The organism is Methylobacterium brachiatum (assembly GCF_020523825.1).
Classification (GTDB): Bacteria; Pseudomonadota; Alphaproteobacteria; order Rhizobiales; family Beijerinckiaceae; genus Methylobacterium; species Methylobacterium brachiatum.
The window spans coordinates 33,961-49,952 of the sequence record NZ_JAJALK010000015.1 but is presented as its reverse complement, the minus strand read 5'-3'; the positions used below and the strand labels follow the sequence as shown (position 1 = coordinate 49,952).

General features: G+C 70.1%; 20 protein-coding genes. 10 read left to right on the top strand and 10 right to left on the bottom strand.

Translation table 11 applies throughout. The features are described 5' to 3' along the window. Positions 1-78 precede the first annotated feature (78 nt). Together LGR69_RS25340 and LGR69_RS25335 are read left to right on the top strand one after the other, a co-directional pair. Positions 79-822, top strand: coding sequence for a 3-deoxy-manno-octulosonate cytidylyltransferase (locus tag LGR69_RS25340; RefSeq protein ID WP_230367741.1), 744 nt, complete (start codon positions 79-81; stop codon positions 820-822). A 12-nt stretch (positions 823-834) separates the two neighbouring features. Further along, entirely contained in the window at positions 835-1,692 is an 858-nt protein-coding gene (locus tag LGR69_RS25335) for a prephenate dehydratase (RefSeq protein WP_122162147.1), read from the top strand. Positions 1,693-1,702: 10 nt separating this feature from the next. On the opposite strand, the gene LGR69_RS25330 is transcribed toward LGR69_RS25335, so the two are convergent. From LGR69_RS25330 to LGR69_RS25320, 3 genes are all read right to left on the bottom strand, one after another. Beyond that, complete coding sequence (locus LGR69_RS25330) at positions 1,703-2,110, bottom strand: type II toxin-antitoxin system HicB family antitoxin (protein ID WP_230367740.1); 408 nt, start codon at positions 2,108-2,110, stop codon at positions 1,703-1,705. A 32-nt stretch (positions 2,111-2,142) separates the two neighbouring features. Further along, the gene (locus LGR69_RS25325) at positions 2,143-2,331 is read right to left on the bottom strand and encodes a type II toxin-antitoxin system HicA family toxin (protein WP_230367739.1); all 189 of its coding nucleotides are present in this window, start codon (positions 2,329-2,331) and stop codon (positions 2,143-2,145) included. 104 nt (positions 2,332-2,435) lie between these two features. Beyond that, complete coding sequence (locus LGR69_RS25320) at positions 2,436-3,161, bottom strand: tyrosine-protein phosphatase (RefSeq protein ID WP_230367738.1); 726 nt, start codon at positions 3,159-3,161, stop codon at positions 2,436-2,438. A 216-nt stretch (positions 3,162-3,377) separates the two neighbouring features. Here LGR69_RS25320 and LGR69_RS25315 point away from each other — a divergent pair, with 216 nt between their 5' ends. Next, complete coding sequence (locus LGR69_RS25315; RefSeq protein WP_091858452.1) at positions 3,378-3,884, top strand: GNAT family N-acetyltransferase; 507 nt, start codon at positions 3,378-3,380, stop codon at positions 3,882-3,884. 111 nt (positions 3,885-3,995) lie between these two features. After that, on the top strand, positions 3,996-4,529 hold the full coding sequence (gene ppa, locus LGR69_RS25310) for an inorganic diphosphatase (protein ID WP_007559546.1): 534 nt from the start codon (positions 3,996-3,998) through the stop codon (positions 4,527-4,529). Positions 4,530-4,572: 43 nt separating this feature from the next. Here ppa and LGR69_RS25305 read toward each other — a convergent pair whose 3' ends face one another. After that, positions 4,573-5,106, bottom strand: a complete 534-nt coding sequence (locus LGR69_RS25305) for a gamma carbonic anhydrase family protein (protein ID WP_091858449.1) — start codon at positions 5,104-5,106, stop codon at positions 4,573-4,575. 132 nt (positions 5,107-5,238) lie between these two features. Here LGR69_RS25305 and LGR69_RS25300 point away from each other — a divergent pair, with 132 nt between their 5' ends. Together LGR69_RS25300 and LGR69_RS25295 are read left to right on the top strand one after the other, a co-directional pair. Beyond that, complete coding sequence (locus LGR69_RS25300) at positions 5,239-5,517, top strand: hypothetical protein (protein WP_091858446.1); 279 nt, start codon at positions 5,239-5,241, stop codon at positions 5,515-5,517. A gap of 178 nt (positions 5,518-5,695) precedes the next feature. Further along, positions 5,696-5,875 (top strand): hypothetical protein, encoded by a 180-nt coding sequence (locus LGR69_RS25295; RefSeq protein ID WP_091858443.1) that lies wholly within the window; start codon positions 5,696-5,698, stop codon positions 5,873-5,875. A gap of 37 nt (positions 5,876-5,912) precedes the next feature. Here the strand turns inward: LGR69_RS25295 and LGR69_RS25290 are convergent, their stop codons facing one another. Then, complete coding sequence (locus LGR69_RS25290; protein ID WP_163006177.1) at positions 5,913-6,077, bottom strand: hypothetical protein; 165 nt, start codon at positions 6,075-6,077, stop codon at positions 5,913-5,915. 126 nt (positions 6,078-6,203) lie between these two features. Then, the gene (locus LGR69_RS25285; protein WP_007559556.1) at positions 6,204-6,722 is read right to left on the bottom strand and encodes an META domain-containing protein; all 519 of its coding nucleotides are present in this window, start codon (positions 6,720-6,722) and stop codon (positions 6,204-6,206) included. 227 nt (positions 6,723-6,949) lie between these two features. Here LGR69_RS25285 and LGR69_RS25280 point away from each other — a divergent pair, with 227 nt between their 5' ends. The 4 genes from LGR69_RS25280 to LGR69_RS25265 all read left to right on the top strand — a co-directional run bounded on the left by LGR69_RS25280 (position 6,950) and on the right by LGR69_RS25265 (position 9,615). Then, the gene (locus tag LGR69_RS25280) at positions 6,950-7,285 is read left to right on the top strand and encodes a helix-turn-helix domain-containing protein (RefSeq protein ID WP_230367737.1); all 336 of its coding nucleotides are present in this window, start codon (positions 6,950-6,952) and stop codon (positions 7,283-7,285) included. 154 nt (positions 7,286-7,439) lie between these two features. Beyond that, positions 7,440-8,177, top strand: coding sequence for a PIG-L deacetylase family protein (locus tag LGR69_RS25275; protein WP_230367736.1), 738 nt, complete (start codon positions 7,440-7,442; stop codon positions 8,175-8,177). Then, positions 8,174-8,767, top strand: a complete 594-nt coding sequence (locus tag LGR69_RS25270) for a class I SAM-dependent DNA methyltransferase (protein WP_230367735.1) — start codon at positions 8,174-8,176, stop codon at positions 8,765-8,767. Before LGR69_RS25275 ends, LGR69_RS25270 begins: the two co-directional genes overlap by 4 nt. Continuing rightward, entirely contained in the window at positions 8,764-9,615 is an 852-nt protein-coding gene (locus LGR69_RS25265) for a glycosyltransferase family 2 protein (protein WP_230367734.1), read from the top strand. Before LGR69_RS25270 ends, LGR69_RS25265 begins: the two co-directional genes overlap by 4 nt. An 81-nt stretch (positions 9,616-9,696) precedes the next feature. Here LGR69_RS25265 and LGR69_RS25260 read toward each other — a convergent pair whose 3' ends face one another. From LGR69_RS25260 to LGR69_RS25245, 4 genes are all read right to left on the bottom strand, one after another. Further along, positions 9,697-10,668, bottom strand: a complete 972-nt coding sequence (locus LGR69_RS25260) for an HpcH/HpaI aldolase/citrate lyase family protein (protein ID WP_007559565.1) — start codon at positions 10,666-10,668, stop codon at positions 9,697-9,699. Positions 10,669-10,775: 107 nt separating this feature from the next. Then, the gene (locus LGR69_RS25255) at positions 10,776-13,538 is read right to left on the bottom strand and encodes a phosphoenolpyruvate carboxylase (protein ID WP_230367733.1); all 2,763 of its coding nucleotides are present in this window, start codon (positions 13,536-13,538) and stop codon (positions 10,776-10,778) included. A gap of 219 nt (positions 13,539-13,757) precedes the next feature. Continuing rightward, positions 13,758-14,648, bottom strand: a complete 891-nt coding sequence (sucD, locus tag LGR69_RS25250; RefSeq protein ID WP_007559569.1) for a succinate--CoA ligase subunit alpha — start codon at positions 14,646-14,648, stop codon at positions 13,758-13,760. A 14-nt stretch (positions 14,649-14,662) separates the two neighbouring features. Then, positions 14,663-15,841, bottom strand: a complete 1,179-nt coding sequence (locus LGR69_RS25245; protein WP_230367732.1) for a malate--CoA ligase subunit beta — start codon at positions 15,839-15,841, stop codon at positions 14,663-14,665. Between the last annotated feature and the right edge of the window lie 151 nt (positions 15,842-15,992).

Below are 15,992 nucleotides of genomic sequence, written 5' to 3'. Positions count from 1 at the left end.
GCCAGGGACGACAACCGCCGGCAGGCCTGTTAAGCAGCCGCGCTCCGCCGCGAGCCCCCGCCCGATCGCCGATCCCCGATGTCCGATCCCCTCGTCCTGATTCCGGCCCGCCTGGCCGCGACGCGCCTGCCGAACAAGCCGCTGGCCGAGATCGCCGGCGAAGCGATGATCGTCCATGTCTGGCGCCGCGCCATGGAGGCCGGGATCGGCCCCGTGGTGGTGGCGACCGACACCGCCGCGATCGCCCAGGCCGTCGAGGCGGCCGGCGGCATCGCGGTGATGACCCGGGCCGACCACCCGTCCGGCTCGGACCGGCTCGCCGAGGCGCTGGAGACCATCGACCCCGAAGGACGCCACGACGTGGTGGTCAACGTCCAGGGCGACCTGCCGACCATCGACCCGGCGATCATCGGCGCCTCGATCGGCCCGCTCTCGGACCGGACCGTGGACATCGTCACGCTCTGCGCGCCGATCACCGACGCGCACGAGGCCGACAACCCCAACGTGGTCAAGCTCGTGGGCCACAGCGTCGGCCCGGGCCGCCTGCGCGCGCTCTACTTCACCCGCGCCCGCGCCCCCTGGGGCGAGGGTCCGCGCTGGCACCATATCGGCCTCTACGCCTATCGCCGCACCGCGCTGACCCGCTTCGTCGCTCTGCCCCCCGGGGAGCTGGAGACCCGGGAGAAGCTCGAGCAGCTGCGCGCGCTGGAGGCCGGCATGCGCATCGATGCCGTCATCGTCGACGACCTGCCGCTGGGCGTCGACACCCCCGCCGACCTGGAGCGCGCCCGCGCCCTCCTCCAGGCCCGCCGCCTGAACTGAACCGCATTCCCGATGACCGACCGCACCATCTCGTACCAGGGCGAGCCCGGGGCCAACTCGCACATCATCTGCGCCGCGGCGTTTCCGGACTGGACGCCCCTGCCCTGCCCGACCTTCGAGGACGCCTTCGCGGCAGTCACGGAGGGCCGCGCGCAGCGGGCGATGATCCCGATCGAGAACTCGATCGCGGGCCGGGTCGCCGACATCCATCACCTGATCCCGACCTCGCCGCTGCACATCGTGGCCGAGCACTTCCTGCCGATCCATTTCCAGCTGATGGTCCTGCCGGGCACGAAGTTGGAGGCGGTGCGGACCGTGCACAGCCACGTCCACGCGCTCGGCCAATGCCGGCGGATCGTCCGCCGGCTGGGCCTGAAGGCGGTGGTGGCCGGCGACACAGCGGGCGCGGCGCGCGAGATCGCCGAGATCGGCGACCCGAGCCGGGCCGCCCTGGCGCCGGCGCTGGCCGCCGAGGTCTACGGCCTCGAGATCCTGGAGCGCGACGTCGAGGACGAGGCGCACAACACCACCCGCTTCGTGGTGTTCTCCCCCGAGCCGGAGCCGGTGGAAGCCGGGACCGGCCCGTGCGTGACCAGCTTCGTGTTCCGCGTGCGCAACATCCCGGCCGCCCTCTACAAGGCGCTCGGCGGATTCGCGACCAACGGCGTCAACATGTCCAAGCTCGAGAGCTACATGATGGACGGGGAGTTCACCGCCACGCAGTTCTACGCCGAGGTGGACGGCCACCCCGAGGATCCAGGCCTCGCCCGGGCGCTGGACGAGCTCGGCTATTTCTCGCGGGAATTGCGGGTGGTCGGCACCTACCCGGCTAATCCGTTCCGCGAGGCGGCGCGGCCGGCGGCGGAGTAGGCTCCTGAATTCAACGGTCGGCCGCGCTGACCAAGGCCGCCTCGATGAAGGCCGACCGGCTGAGGCCTCTCTCCTCGGCCGCCTCGTCCGTCAGGCGCAGAAGACCCTTGTCGATCATGATGTTGACGCGCACCCGTTCGCCTGGGACGCGCCGCGGTACGATGAGTTGGACCATCGCGCCTTCCAGATCTTCTGCAAGGGTCGGGTCAGCACGGAGTTCGGCCAGCGTCCGGGGGGATGGGGGTGCCACTCCATCCGAGGCCAACATGGCGAGATGCCCCGACAGCGCTTCGCGGGCGGACTCAACGGCGGCCTCGAAGCTTGGGCCGCCGGAGGTGCAACCCGGCACGTCCGGGAATGTGACACCCCACTCAGAGGTGCCGATCGGCGGATGGATCAGGCCAATATATGGGGTCATGTCCCTGATTCCTCGTCGAAAGGAGGGTCCGATCACAGGCCGGCAGCCCGGAGGATGGATCTCACCGTCTTGGGATGCATATCCTTCTTCGGGTGAGGGATCGTGATCTTGCCGGGCTTCACCGGGTGCTTGAAATGCCGATGGCTTCCGGTGGTTGAATGCCAGATCCAGCCATCCGCCTCGAGCATGCGGATCAGATCACGCGAATCCACGAGCACCATCCCAGCGGGAACCCAGAGCGCGCGCGCGGGCGGCATCGCCACTAAAATGTGGAACGCGTGTGTAATTTTAGCAAGCGGTGGACGATCAGGAGCGCCCCGCCCGATCACTCCCGTCGCAGCACCTTGTCGGCGGCCAAGTCCGACCAGAATCCCGGCCGGAAGTCGCGCTTGAGCGCCTCCGGGTCATAGATCGTCTCGACCCAGGCCAGGAAATCGATGCCCTTGGCCTCGCCCTCGACCAGGTAGCGGGCGAAGAACGCGTCGAGGATGCCGGTCTTGGCGAAGCGGAGATGGCCGTAACGGGCCGAGAGCTGGCGGGCGGCCTCGGCGACCGGGCGGTTCTCGTGCAGGATCAGGTAGAGGGCGGAGGCGAGCCCGGCCCGGTCGGCGCCCGACTTGCAGTGCATCACCGCCGGGTACTGGATGCCGGCGAAGAAGTCCTTGGCGGCCAGCAGGGTGGCGCGGTCGGGGGCCTCGCGGGAGCGCAGGACGAACTCGACCAGGGTGAGCCCGTGGCGCTCGCACGCCTCCCGCTGCAGCGGCCAGGAGCCGTGCTCGCGGCCGCCGCGCAGGGAGATGATCGTGCGCACGCCCTCGGCCCGGAAGCGCGCGAGCTGGTGCGGCCCCGGCTGGGCCGAGCGCCAGAGCCGACCCGAGCCGACCCGGTGGCGGTTGAGATAGGCCAGCCGGAACACGCCGTGATCGATCAGCAGCATGTTCGCCCAGGCCTTTAGCCGGTCGCCGGGGCCGGCGATCGGCCGCTCGAACCGGGCGATCCGGGCCATGCGGCGGGCGTAGCGCGTCTCGGGCTTGAGGAAGCGGTTGAACACGTTCAGGACTGCCGCGGAATTGGGAGCTGGCTCTAACAGCCGCCCGGAAGCCCGGCAATTCGCCTGTCGGGCCGGCATCCACGCCGCGTTGCCGCCGACCATCGGAATGTTCCGAAAAACCGGCGCCGATCTTGCCTTCACTCTGCCCGGATCGGGATCGAACCTGGGCGGGCCGCGCGGGTTATCCGACGGTCGACGGGGGAAGGCCGGAAGCCCATGAGCACGCGCACCACGAGCATCCGCCGGGCTCGCGAGGCCGATCTCGGCAGCCTGTCGACGGTGTTCGATGCCTCCTGGCGCGAGGCCTATCGCGGCATCATTCCCGGGGTGGCCCTCGAGCGGCTGATCGCCGGGCGCGACCGGGCCTGGTGGCGCAGCGCCCTGCGCCGGGGCCGCCCGATCGCCCTGGTCGAGACCGGGGAGCGTGTGGTCGGCTACGCCGCCTACGGGCGCACCCGCAGCCGGGCGCTCGGCACCGAGGCGGAGATCGACGAGCTCTACCTGCTGCCGGAATACCAGGGCGTCGGCCTCGGTCGCCGCCTGTTCAAGGCGGTCCGCAACGACCTCGCCGATCACGGCCTGACCCGGCTCGGCGTCTGGAGCCTGGAGGACAACGCCCGGGCCGGCGCCTTCTACGAGGGCCTGGGCGGCCAGGCCGGGCCGCGGGTGCTGGACCGGGTCGCCGGCGTCGCGCTGCCCAAGGTCGGATACCTGTTCAGCTAACGTTTCCTGGGACTCGTCGCCGGCCCCGCGCCGATACTGATTTGCATCGCACGGCCAGGCATCTAAGAGGTCGGGGAAGCGGTGCAAGCCGCATCCCGGAAGCGATACGCCATGAACATCGACGCCATCCCGCTCGGCAAGAAGCCCCCGCACGACGTCAACGTCATCATCGAGGTGCCGCTGGGCGGCGAGCCGATCAAGTACGAGATGGACAAGGAATCCGGCGCGCTGGTCGTCGACCGGTTCCTCTATACGCCGATGTTCTACCCCGGGAACTACGGCTTCATCCCGCACACCCTGTCGGGCGACGGCGATCCCTGCGACGTGCTGGTTGCCAATACCCGGGCGGTGCTGCCCGGCGCGATCATCAGCGCCCGCCCGGTCGGCGTGATGGTGATGCAGGACGAGGGCGGCGAGGACGAGAAGGTCATCGCGGTGCCCTCCCGCCACCTGACCAAGCGCTACGACCGGGTCGAGAACTACACCGACCTGCCCGACATCACGATCCAGCAGATCCAGCACTTCTTCGAGCACTACAAGGATCTGGAGCCCGGCAAGTGGGTCAAGTTCGTCCGCTGGGGCGACAAAGAAGAGGCCCACCGGCTGATCGAGGAAGCGATCGAGCGGGCGAAGGCCAAGAAGTAAGATCGACCGGCAGGCCGCTCCCGTTCGGGGCGGCCTGTTTCGTTCACCCGTCGATGCGGCGCAAGCCGGCCTTGTAGCGCCGGGCGTTCTCGACGTAACGCAGGGCCGCCTGGCGCAGGCCCTCCACGGCCGCGGCATCGAGGGTGCGCACGGCCTTGGCCGGGGCGCCAACGATCAGGCTGTGATCCGGAAATTCCTTGCCCTCGGTGACCAGCGCGTTGGCCCCGACCAGGCAACCGCGGCCGATCCTGGCGCCGTTCAGCACCGTCGCGCCCATGCCAATCAGGCTGCCGTCGCCGATCGTGCAGCCATGGACGATCGCGCCGTGGCCCACGGTGACATCCGCGCCGATCACCAGCGGGAAGCCGGGATCGACATGCATGATCACGCCCTCTTGCACGTTGGTGCGGTCGCCGATGCGGATCGGCTCGTTGTCGCCGCGCAGGGCCGCGCCGAACCAGATGCCGACATCGACGCCGAGATGGACGCGGCCGATCACCTGGGCGTCCGGGGCGATCCAGACGCGATCGGGATCGGCCAGGTCCGGCGCGTGGTCGTCGAGGGCGTAGAGCGGCATGGCTGGCTTTCCGTCCCGGGGCTGATCGGTCGGCGTCGAGGCCGACGAGGCACATCGTCTGTCGCCGGAATGGCACAGGTCCGGCCCGCCTGCCAATGTAGGGTCACCGGCGAATCGTGAGCGAGGCGCGGCGTGAAGCGGATCACGGCATCGATCGGCCTTGCGGCCCTGTTGCTGGCGCAAGCCGCCACGGCGGCGGATTGGCACGACGGCGCGCCGGCCGGCGGCTTTCGGGCCACTTGCGAGGACCTCGCCACCTTTTGCTTCGCCGATGCCTGCGGACGCGATCAGATCACGGCGGCCCAGAGTTGCCAGGCGCGCTGCCCGAGCGCCGTGATCCTCAGCGTGGTGCCGGCCGCCTGCCGCATCCCGGAAGCGCCGCTCGGGCCCATCCTCCGGCGTCGCGGCTGAGCGCCCTGCAAGATCCACCGCGTCATCGCGGATGGATCCCCAGATGAGGCCGAGAAAAAAATCATCGCCCTGCGGCAACGAAACGCGGGGCGCAGCATTGACCATGCTCGAACGGCTCTAAAGCGAACAGGTCGACATGGACCGTTGCTCGCAAAGGCGCGAGACCGGAAGTCATATCATGATCAACGATGATCTTATGCCGCCCAAATCGGGCCTGAATGCTGACCCTGTTCTCTACGGCGTCGCCGCCGGCCTGGCGGTCCTGTTCCCGCCGGTCATGGCGCACGCCCAGGATGCGGCGCGGCCGAGCGCATCATCCGAAGGCGACGAGGACGCGGAGACGCAAGACGCGGAATGACCGGGGCCCACTGAGGGTCGTGCCGGACGCACGAGCGTCAGACGGCAAGTCGCGCGATCAACAGCAGGGTCGCCAACACCGGCGCCGCGGCCGCGAGCCAGAGCGCACCGGCATGCACGGCGGGGGGTGCGCTGAACCGCAGGGGCCGCGCCACGCCGGGGCGCAGGGGTTGCTCGCGCCCGAAACCGATCCCGATGGCCATCCGCCGCCTCCTCGATGCACGAGGAGGAAATCGCGGCGGCCCTCAAGGCCGTCTGAATCGACGGCCGGGTTCGTGCGGCGTGGTGAATCCGCCCTTAAGGCGGCTTCCGGCCAGGGATCTCTTGCCTCAGAGCGCCCGGTCGAACTTCAGCTCGCCGTTCGGGCTCTTCAGCACCAGCTGCGAGCCGACCAGATCCCACACCGCCGCGGTCCGCAGGGCGACGAAGAACGCCTGCTCGGAGGCCGCGAGGCTCTTGTCGCAGCTCTTCTTGGTGAGCGCGAGCGGGCCGACCGCGAGGTGCTGATCCTTCAGCGGGAAAGCGGTGGCCGCGAAGGTGTTGCAGCCGCCGTAACCGCGGGCGCGGTACTGCTTGTCGATGATGAAGCTCGGCCGGTCGCCGCCGGTGAACGGCTTGCCGTTGAGGCTCACCGCCGTCCAGGTCGAGTCGAGCGGGAAGATCTTCTCGCTCGCCTTGGTGCCCGGCACGTATTGCGGCTTCTTCTCTTCCTCGCCGCCCGGGCGGCGGTTGCCGCGGCCGAAGCCCGTGGGCGCGCCACCGCCCATCTGGGCCTGGGCCTGCGTCGCTGCGGTCAGGTCCACGGCCATCACGGCACAGGCCAAGGTGGCGATCAGCACCGCTCTCATCGTTCTGCCCCTACTCTCGCGCGCACGGCGCTCAGCTCGTCGTCCATTCGGCGGCGCATCATGCCCCCGACGCCCACGATTCGCGCGTCGAGGCCGCCCCGAATCCATACACCCCCGCGGATGCGACCGAATTTCAGCACAATTATGGTCACGGCGCATCCGGCGGCGCCCTGAACCGATCGGCGGCCGTTATCGTTGTCGATCATCGTACAGTGACGAGCGACGGAATGGAGGACGACGTGGCGGGATCGGACGAGAGCGGCCAGGCCGGGGCGAGCGCGCTCGCGATGAGCCCGGCGCAGTCGCGGGCGGCCCGCGGGCTGCTCGGATGGTCCGAGGCAGACCTCGCCACCAAGGTCGGCCTGGACGAGCAATTCGTGCGCGACTTCGAGAGCGGCTACGGCGATCCGCCGAGCGGGCAGATCGAGGCCCTGCGCAGCGCCCTGTGCACCGCCGGCGCGGTGTTCGACGACACGCCCAATCCCGGCGTCCACCTGGCCGCCCAGGCCACGGCCGACGAGGGCGTCCGGCTCGGCGCCCTGACCACCGAGAACGATCGGTAGGGCCTGCCATGGGCGGTCCCGGTCATGACGCGTTCAGCCGCCGGGGCCGATAGCCGGGGGGCTCGATCCGCACGTCGTCCCAGGAGGGATCCGTGACCGTTCTTCTCGACCGCCCCATCCGAACCGGGGCGCACGTCATGGCGGGGGCACGCTGATGCGAGCCGACGCTTTCCTGGCGGCCGCCGACGCGCTTCCGGTAGCGGATCTCGACTGCCTGGTGGCGCGCGGTGGCCTCGTCGTGGTCGCGCCCCATCCCGACGACGAGAGCCTGGGCTGTGGGGGCCTTATCGCCGCGGCGCGCGCCGCCGGCCGCGACGTGCGCCTCGTGGTGGTCAGCGACGGCTGCGGCTCGCACACCCATTCCCGGCTCTACCCGCCGGACAAGCTGCGGACTTTGCGCGAGGCGGAGACGCTCCGGGCCGTGGCGATCCTCGGCCTCGCCGCGGATTCCGTCACCTTCCTGCGCCTGCCCGACGCGCATGTGCCGAGCGCAGGGCCCGAGGCCGAGGCCGCCGCCCATGCCGTCGTGCAGGCCGCCACCGCCTGCGAGGCCGGCGCGGTCTTCGTGACCTGGCGGCACGATCCCCATTGCGACCACAAGGCGTCCGCCGCCATCGTCGGCCTGGCCCGGCCGCTCATGCCCAAAGTTGCGGTCTACGAATACCCGGTCTGGGGCTGGACCCTGCCGCCGGAGACCGAAGTCGGGCCGGCGCCGGACGGCCTGCGCCTCGACGTGTCGGCCTATCGCGCGGCTAAGGCCCGCGCGGTCGCGGCGCACGAATCCCAGACGACCGACCTGATCGCGGACGATCCCACGGGCTTTCGCCTGGAGCCCGCGATGATCGACCGGCTCTGCGGCCCCTACGAGCGCTTCGTCAGGATCCCCGCATGAGCCGGGCCACGGAGACCATGCCGGCCGATTACTTCGCCGGCATCTACGCCAGCGATCCGGATCCCTGGAAGTTCACGAGTTCGGCCTACGAGCGCGACAAGTACGCGGCCACTTTGGCCTGCTTGCCGCGGCCGCGCTACCGCGCCGCCTTCGAGCCGGCCTGCGCGATCGGGGTGTTCACCCGGGCCCTGTCCGAGCGCTGCGACCGCCTCCTGGCGAGCGATCTGATCCCGGCCGCCGTCGAGGCCGCCCGGGCCCGTTGCGCCGACCGGCCGACGGTTGAGATCCGCCAGGGCGCCGTGCCGGCGGACTGGCCGGAGGGGCGGTTCGACCTGATCGTGCTGTCCGAATTCCTGTATTTCCTCGCCCCGCCCGACCTCACCGAGCTGGTCCGACGTGTCGGCGGGGCGATCGAGCCCGGCGGCGACCTCGTGCTGGTCCATTGGATCGGCGAGACCGACTATCCGCAATCGGGCGACGAGGCGGTCGAGAGCTTCATCGCGCAGGCCGCGCCGTTCGCCGGCCTGCTGCATCAGGACCGGACCGACAAATACCGGCTCGACGTGCTGCGTGCGGGAGGTGCCGCGTGAGCACCACGGTCATCACCCTCAACAAAGGCCGGGGCGCGCATCTCGCCCGGCTGCTCGAAGGCCTGGGGCGCGGCACGCCACCCGAAGCTTGCATCGTCGTCGAGATCGGCGGCGACGACGCGCCCCTGCCGGATCTGCCGTTCCCGGTCGAGCGCGTCCCGTTCCCGCGGGACGGCCTGCCGCTCGCCGCCGCGCGCAATGCCGGGCGCCGGGCGGCGCGGACCGACACGCTGGTCTTCCTCGATGTCGATTGCATCCCGTCCCGCGGCCTGGTCGCGGACCTGTCGCGGGCGGTCGCCGAGCACGACGCCCTGATCTGCTGCGAGATCGGCTACCTGCCGGCCGGCGCGGTCACGGATGGCTGGGACGAGGCCGAGCTCGACCGGCTCGGCCATCCGCACCCGGTGCGCACCTTCCCGGCCCCGGGCCGGGTCGCGCCGGCACCCCAGCCCGGCCTGTTCTGGTCCCTGGCCTTCGCGGTGCGGGCCGCGACCTACGACCGGATCGGCGGCTTCGACGAATCCTTCTCCGGCTACGGGGCGGAGGATACCGACCTGGCGTTCCGGGCCGACGCGGCCGGCGTGCCGATCCTGTTCCTCGGCGGCCCCCGGGCCTATCACCAGCACCATGGGAGCTACGACCCGCCGCTCCAACATTTTCGCGACATCGTCGCCAACGCCGCCCGCTTCCACGCCCGCCACGGCTTCTGGCCGATGGACGGCTGGCTCGACGGGTTCGCGCGCCTCGGCCTGATCGCACCGGACCGGTCGAACGGAATCGTGGTCCATCGCGACCCGACTCCGGCGGAGATGGCGGCGGCGCGGCTGCCGGACGCGCGGCCGTTCTGAGCGGATCGCATCGCGACCGGTGATCCCGGCCGCGACGCGAAGTTGGGCCGCCCTTCTCCGCATGGAGAAGGGCGAGGCCTCTCACGCCTTCATGGCGTCCGCCTTCTCGATCAGCGCCTCGGCCATGCGGATCGACGCGATGTCGATCAGGCGGCCGTCGAGGGAGACGGCGCCGCGGCCGGCCTTGGCGGCCTCCTGCATGGCCTCCAGGATGCGGCGGGCCTTGGTGACCTCGGCCTCCGACGGGGTGAACACCTCGTTGGCGAGGTCGATCTGCGAGGGGTGGATCGCCCACTTGCCCTCGAAGCCGAGCGCGGCGCAGCGCTTGGCCGCCGAGCGGTAGCCGTCCGGATCCGAGAAGTCGCCGAACGGGCCGTCGATCGGGCGCAGGCCGTAGGCGCGGCAGGCCACCAGCATGCGGTTCTGGGCGAACAGCCACGGATCCTGCCAATGGGTCTGGCGGTTGCCGGCCTCGTCCTTGTCGGTGAGCACCGAGAAGTCGGGGTTCACGCCGCCGATGACCGTGGAGCGGGCGCGAGTCGAGGCCGCGTAATCGGCCACGCCGAAGGACATCGCCTCCAGGCGCTTCGACGACTGGGCGATCGCCTCGACATTGGCCATGCCGAGGGCGGTCTCGATCAGCACCTCGAAGCCGATCTGCTTCTCGCGCTTCTTGGCCTGCTCGATCTGGGTGACCAGCACGTCGATGGCGTAGACGTCGGCCGGCACGCCGACCTTGGGGATCAGCACCATGTCGAGCCGCGGGCAGGCTTCGACGATGTCGACCACGTCGCGGTACATGTAGTGGGTGTCGAGACCGTTGATGCGGATCATCATGGTCTTGTTGCCCCAATCCAGGTCGTTGAGCGCCTGGATGATGTTGGTGCGGGCCTTCTCCTTGTCGTCGGGCGCGACCGCATCCTCGAGGTCGAGGAAGATCACGTCGGCCGCCGACTGGGCCGACTTCTCCATGAAGGTCGGGTTGGAGCCCGGGACGGCGAGTTCGGAGCGGTGCAGGCGCGGCTTGGCCTGCTGGATCAGGGTGAAGCTCATGGGTGTTTCTCTCTCCTGGTAACGGTTCTGATGCCGCCGGGGTGCGTGTGGATCGCCCTCCGGGAACAAGATGGGTCACGGGTCGGCGGGCGACAGAGCGGCGCGCCTCACCCGGTCGAGCCGAAGGCGACCGCGATGCAGTTGATCGACAAGAGCAGGGCGGATTTCACCGCCTCGCGCCGGTCCTCGTCGGTCTCGGCCCGGTAGCGGGCCAGCAGCTCGACCTGCTCGCGCCCGACCTGGTTGATCGTCGGCAACCGCCCCTTCAGCCGGTCGCGGAACAGCGGGAAGCGCTCGGCCAGCTCGGTTCCGCCGCTCACCCGCAGCACCATCTCGCGGGTCAGCGCGTACTCGGCCTCGATCATCGCGAAGATCCGGTCCCGGACGCCCGCGTCGGGGACGAGGCCGGCATAGGCGCGGGCGATGTCGAGATCGACCATCATCAGGGTCTTCTCGACCTCGTCGAGGACCAGGCGGAACACCCGCGACTCCTGGAACAGCCGCTTCAAGGTCGCCTCGCCGTCCCGGCCGCGCACCTCGAGGAAGCTCGCCAGCCCCGAGCCGACGCCGTACCAGCCGGTGATCACGTGCCGGTTCTGCGACCAGGCGAACACCCAGGGGATCGCCCGCAGGTCCGACAGCGAGCGGGCGCCGAACCGGCGCGCCGGGCGCGAGCCGATATTCAGGAGCGCGATCTCGTCCAGCGGACTCGCCGACTGGAAATAGTCGACCAGGCCATCGGTCTGGAGCAGGCGGACATAGGCGGCCCGCGAGGCGCCGGCGAGCGCCTCCAGGGCGTCGTCGTGGCCGACACTCGCCCGCTCGCCGTCGCCCGCCAGGGCGTGCTCGAAGACCGAGGCGGCGAGCAGTTCCATCTGATAGGCGGCGGTGCCGCGGTTGGCGTATTTGAACGAGACGACCTCGCCCTGCTCCGTGGTGCGGAACCGGCCGCGGATGGAGCCCGGCGGCTGGGCCATGATGCCCCGATGGGTCGGCACGCCGCCCCGGCTCACAGAGCCGCCGCGGCCGTGGAAGAACGCGATGCCGACGCCGAGCTCCTGGCCGAGCCGGGTCAGCTTGCTCTGCGCCTTGTATAGCTCCCAGTTGGCGGCGACGAAGCCGCCATCCTTGTTGGAGTCGGAATAGCCGATCATCACCTCCTGCACCCCGCCCTGCCAGCGGGTCGAGCGGCGCACCACTGGCACGCCCAGGAGCTCGCGCATGATCGCCGGGGCGGCGCGCAGGTCGTCGATCGTCTCGAATAGGGGCACGATCGCGAGCGGGCAGATTTCCGGACGGATCTCGGGGCCCGCCGCGTCGAGGAACACGCCGGCCTCCTTGGCGAGCAGGTAGGCCCCGAGGATATCCTCCACCGACCGGGTCATCGACAGGACGAAGGCGCCGAACGCCTCCCGGTCGAGGCATTCGCGCATCTCGGCCACCAGCGCGAAGGTCGCCAGCGTCTCGCGGGCGGCGTCGGGCAGGCTCTCGAAGGAGCGCTCCGGATCCCGGGGCCGGACCAGCTCGGCGTCGATCCATTGCCGCCAGGCCGCCGAGCCCAGCGCCGGGGGCTCGCCCTCGCCGTTGCGCTGGCGCCAGAGCGCCTGGAGCGTCTCGGTGGTCCGGGTGGTGTTCTCGCGCAGGTCGAGCCGGACCGTGGAGAAGCGGAAGATCTCGACCATGCGGCGGACCGGCCGGACCAGGTCGCGGCCGAGCGCGCCGCACTTGGCGTCCTCCAGGCCCCGCTCCAGGGTGCGCAGGTCCTCGATCAGGCCGTCGGCGCTGGCATAGTCGGGCCCGGACGGGTGCTCGCCCTCGTTGCGGGCGATGGTCGCGTCAAGCTTGCGCAGGACGCAGGTGAGATACTGGCGATACGGCTCGCCGGGATTGCGCCGGGCGATGGCCCGGGCCTGACCGCTCTCGGCGAGCTGCCGGTCGAGCTCCTGGCGGAACGTCTCCGGCAGCGGCAGGGCACGCTCCGTGAGCGAGAGCGTCCGGCCGAGCTCGTGCACGCCGTCGCGGTAGCGGTTGAGCGAGGCCAGCGCGTTCCGGTGCAGGGCCTGCCGGGTGACCGCCGCCGTGACGTAGGGATTGCCGTCCCGGTCGCCGCCGATCCACGAGCCGAACTGGAAGAACGGCGGCACCTTGAACGAGGTGCCCGGATAGGCCTCGGCCAAGGATTCCTCCAGGGTGTCCATGGTCTCGGGCAGCATCTCGAACAGGGTCTCGTCGAAGAAGTGCAGCCCCCAGGCGACCTCCCGCTCGACGGTGGCCTTCTCCAGGTGTAGCTCGCCGGTCATCCAGACCAGCTCGATCTGATCGCGCAGCTCGTTCATGAGCCCGTTGCGCTCGCGGTCGGTCCAGCGCGGCATCTCCAGCTCGCGCAGCACGAGGTAGATCCGCCGGAACTTCTCCAGCACCGTCACCCGCTTGCCCTCGGTCGGGTGCGCGGTGAGCGTCGGCCGGATGCGCAGGTCGGAGAGCAGCGCCTGGATCTGCGCCGGCTGGATCCCCTTGGCGCGGGCTTCGGCGAACACTTTCGCGAACGACCCGCTCAGCGCGGCCCGCCCCTCCGTGCGCTCGACGTGCCGGCGCCGGCGCATCGCGGCGTTCTGCTCGGCGATCGAGATCAGGTGGAACCAGATCCCCTGCACCTGGAGGGCGCGCGCCAGCATCTCCGGCGAGAAGCGCGAGATGTCGGCCGTGCCGTGCAGCACCGCCTCGAGATCCGGGTCGTGCCGGCGGGCGACGTCGAGCAGGGCCTGGAACAGGATGTCGAGGGCCTGCTCGGCCGAGGTGCCGGTGATCACCGGCGGCGCGAAGGCGCTGGCCTCGGCGAGGCCGGGGGATGCGTGAAGGGTACGGGTCATGGAGCCACCTCGTGGCGCACGTTTTTAGAGAAGCCGCCGCGATGTCCCCTCCCCCCTTTGCGGGGGAGGGTGGCCCCTGCATCAGCAGGGGTCGGGAGAGGGGAGCGACGGTGCCGGAGAGGTCGCGACGGGCCTCGCATCCTGAAGCGTCGCGCTGCCCCTCTCCCGCCCCGCATCCGCGGGGCACCCTCCCCCGCAGAGGGGGGAGGGTTGAGACAGCTACGCCGCCCGGGCGAGCACGTCGGCGACGGTCTGGCCGAAGGAGCCGGGATCGGGCGCCACGGTCAGGCCGTAGGAACGCATGATCTCGGCCTTCTCGGCGGCGCTGTCGCCGGCCGCCGAGATGATCGCCCCGGCATGGCCCATCCGGCGGCCCTTGGGGGCCGTGAGCCCGGCCACGAAGCCGATCACCGGCTTCGACATGTTGTCCCGGATCCAGGCCGAGGCCTCGGCTTCCTGCGGGCCGCCGATCTCGCCGATCATCAGCACCGCGTCGGTGTCCGGATCGGTCTCGAACAGGGCGAGGTGGTCGAGGAAGGACGAGCCGTTGATCGGGTCGCCGCCGATGCCCACCGAGGTCGAGATCCCGAGGCCGAGCTCCTTGAGCTGCGAGGCGGCCTCGTAGCCCAGGGTTCCCGAGCGCGAGATCACCCCGACATTGCCCTTGAGGTAGATGTGGCCGGGCATGATCCCGAGCATCGCCTTGCCGGGCGAGATGATGCCGGCGCAGTTCGGGCCGACCACCATGGTGCGGCGATCCCGCGGGTAGCGCATCAGGTAGCGCTTCACCCGCATCATGTCCTGGGCCGGGATGCCGTCGGTGATCGAGCAGACCAGCCGCAGGCCGGCATCGGCCGCCTCCATGATGGCGTCCGCCGCAAACGGCGGCGCCACGAAGGTGATCGAGGTGGTGGCCCCCGTGGCGGCGACCGCCTCCTTGACGGTGTTGAACACCGGCAGGCCGAGATGGGTGCGGCCGCCCTTGCCCGGGGTGACGCCGCCCACGACGTTCGTGCCGTAGTCCAGCATCTCCTTGGCGTGGAAGGTGCCCTTGTCGCCCGTGATGCCCTGGACGATGATCGGGGTGGTCTCGTCGATGAGGATGCTCATGGCGTGGTCTCCCCTCAGCGGTTCTTCTTGGCGGCGTCGCAGGCGTCGACCGCCTTGCGCGCCGCGTCCGACAGGGTGTCGGCGGTGATCAGGTCGAGGCCGCTCTCGGCCAGGATCTTCTGGCCGGCCTCGACATTCGTGCCGGCCAAGCGCACCACCAGGGGCACGTCGATCTTCACCTCCCGGGCAGCCTGGATCACGCCCTCGGCGACCCAGTCGCAGCGGTTGATGCCGGCGAAGATGTTGACGAGGATCGCCTTCACGTTGCGGTCCGACAGCACCAGCCGGAACGCCGTCGCGACGCGTTCCGGAGAAGCACCACCACCGACATCCAAGAAATTCGCCGGCTCACCGCCCGCGTGCTTGATCATGTCCATGGTCGCCATGGCCAGCCCGGCGCCGTTGACGATGCAGCCGATCTCGCCCTCAAGCCCGATATAGCTGAGGTTGTGCTCGGCGGCCTGCGCCTCGCGGGGATCGCCCTGCGACGGGTCGTGCATGTCGGCGATGCCCGGCCGGCGGAACATCGCGTTGTCGTCGAAGCTCATCTTGGCATCGAGGGCCAGAACGCGGTCGTCCTTGGTGACGACCAGCGGGTTGATCTCCAGCATCGTGCCGTCGCAGTCGCGGAACGCCCGGTAGGCGTTCATGATGGTCTTCACCGCGGCCGAGACCTGCTTGATGTTCAGGCCGAGCTGGAAGGCGATCTCCCGGGCCTGGAATTGCTGCAGGCCCACCGCCGGCTCGACGACGATCTGGATCAGCGCCTCCGGCTCGTTGGCGGCGATCTCCTCGATATCCATGCCGCCGCGCTGGCTGGCGATGACGCGCACGCGCTCGGCTTTCCGGTCCAGCACGTAGCCGAGATAGAGCTCGCGCTCGAACGGGTCGGCGGTCTCGACATAAACCCGCTGGACCGGCTTGCCCTCGGGGCCGGTCTGCAGGGTGACGAGGCGCTTGCCCAGCAGCTCCTTGGCGGCGTCGCGGACCTCGTTGTAGGTCCGGCACAGCTTGATGCCGCCGGCCTTGCCGCGGGCGCCCGCATGGATCTGCGCCTTCACGGCCCAGAACGAGCCGCCGAGCTCGGTGGCGGCGTAGACCGCCTGGTCCGGGCTGAACGCGATGGCGCCCTTCGGGACCGCCACACCGAAGCTCGCAAGCAGCTCCTTGGCTTGGTACTCGTGGACGTCCATTCGGCGCCTCCTCCGCGGTCGTTGCCGCCGTTTGTCGCCGTCTACTTTAGTTGAGTGGGAAGATTACGCCCGTCAAATTTTTTGATCCGCCGGTTCAGGCGGCCTTTTTCGCGGATGCAAAACACGTCGGCGCCACTATTGCACCGCAGCA

Bases quoted from the DNA above. Each gene is read 5' to 3' on its own strand.
- LGR69_RS25315 (WP_091858452.1), top strand. From the start codon at position 3,378: ATGAGCACGCGCACCACGAGCATCCGCCGGGCTCGCGAGGCCGATCTC.
- LGR69_RS25260 (WP_007559565.1), bottom strand. From the start codon at position 10,668: ATGAGCTTCACCCTGATCCAGCAGGCCAAGCCGCGCCTGCACCGCTCC.
- LGR69_RS25330 (WP_230367740.1), bottom strand. From the start codon at position 2,110: ATGACCCCATATATTGGCCTGATCCATCCGCCGATCGGCACCTCTGAG.
- LGR69_RS25335 (WP_122162147.1), top strand. From the start codon at position 835: ATGACCGACCGCACCATCTCGTACCAGGGCGAGCCCGGGGCCAACTCG.
- LGR69_RS25285 (WP_007559556.1), bottom strand. From the start codon at position 6,722: ATGAGAGCGGTGCTGATCGCCACCTTGGCCTGTGCCGTGATGGCCGTG.
- LGR69_RS25340 (WP_230367741.1), top strand. From the start codon at position 79: ATGTCCGATCCCCTCGTCCTGATTCCGGCCCGCCTGGCCGCGACGCGC.
- LGR69_RS25275 (WP_230367736.1), top strand. From the start codon at position 7,440: ATGCGAGCCGACGCTTTCCTGGCGGCCGCCGACGCGCTTCCGGTAGCG.
- LGR69_RS25270 (WP_230367735.1), top strand. From the start codon at position 8,174: ATGAGCCGGGCCACGGAGACCATGCCGGCCGATTACTTCGCCGGCATC.
- LGR69_RS25245 (WP_230367732.1), bottom strand. From the start codon at position 15,841: ATGGACGTCCACGAGTACCAAGCCAAGGAGCTGCTTGCGAGCTTCGGT.
- LGR69_RS25295 (WP_091858443.1), top strand. From the start codon at position 5,696: ATGATCAACGATGATCTTATGCCGCCCAAATCGGGCCTGAATGCTGAC.
- LGR69_RS25325 (WP_230367739.1), bottom strand. From the start codon at position 2,331: ATGGTGCTCGTGGATTCGCGTGATCTGATCCGCATGCTCGAGGCGGAT.
- LGR69_RS25290 (WP_163006177.1), bottom strand. From the start codon at position 6,077: ATGGCCATCGGGATCGGTTTCGGGCGCGAGCAACCCCTGCGCCCCGGC.
- LGR69_RS25255 (WP_230367733.1), bottom strand. From the start codon at position 13,538: ATGACCCGTACCCTTCACGCATCCCCCGGCCTCGCCGAGGCCAGCGCC.
- LGR69_RS25280 (WP_230367737.1), top strand. From the start codon at position 6,950: ATGGAGGACGACGTGGCGGGATCGGACGAGAGCGGCCAGGCCGGGGCG.
- ppa (WP_007559546.1), top strand. From the start codon at position 3,996: ATGAACATCGACGCCATCCCGCTCGGCAAGAAGCCCCCGCACGACGTC.
- LGR69_RS25305 (WP_091858449.1), bottom strand. From the start codon at position 5,106: ATGCCGCTCTACGCCCTCGACGACCACGCGCCGGACCTGGCCGATCCC.
- sucD (WP_007559569.1), bottom strand. From the start codon at position 14,648: ATGAGCATCCTCATCGACGAGACCACCCCGATCATCGTCCAGGGCATC.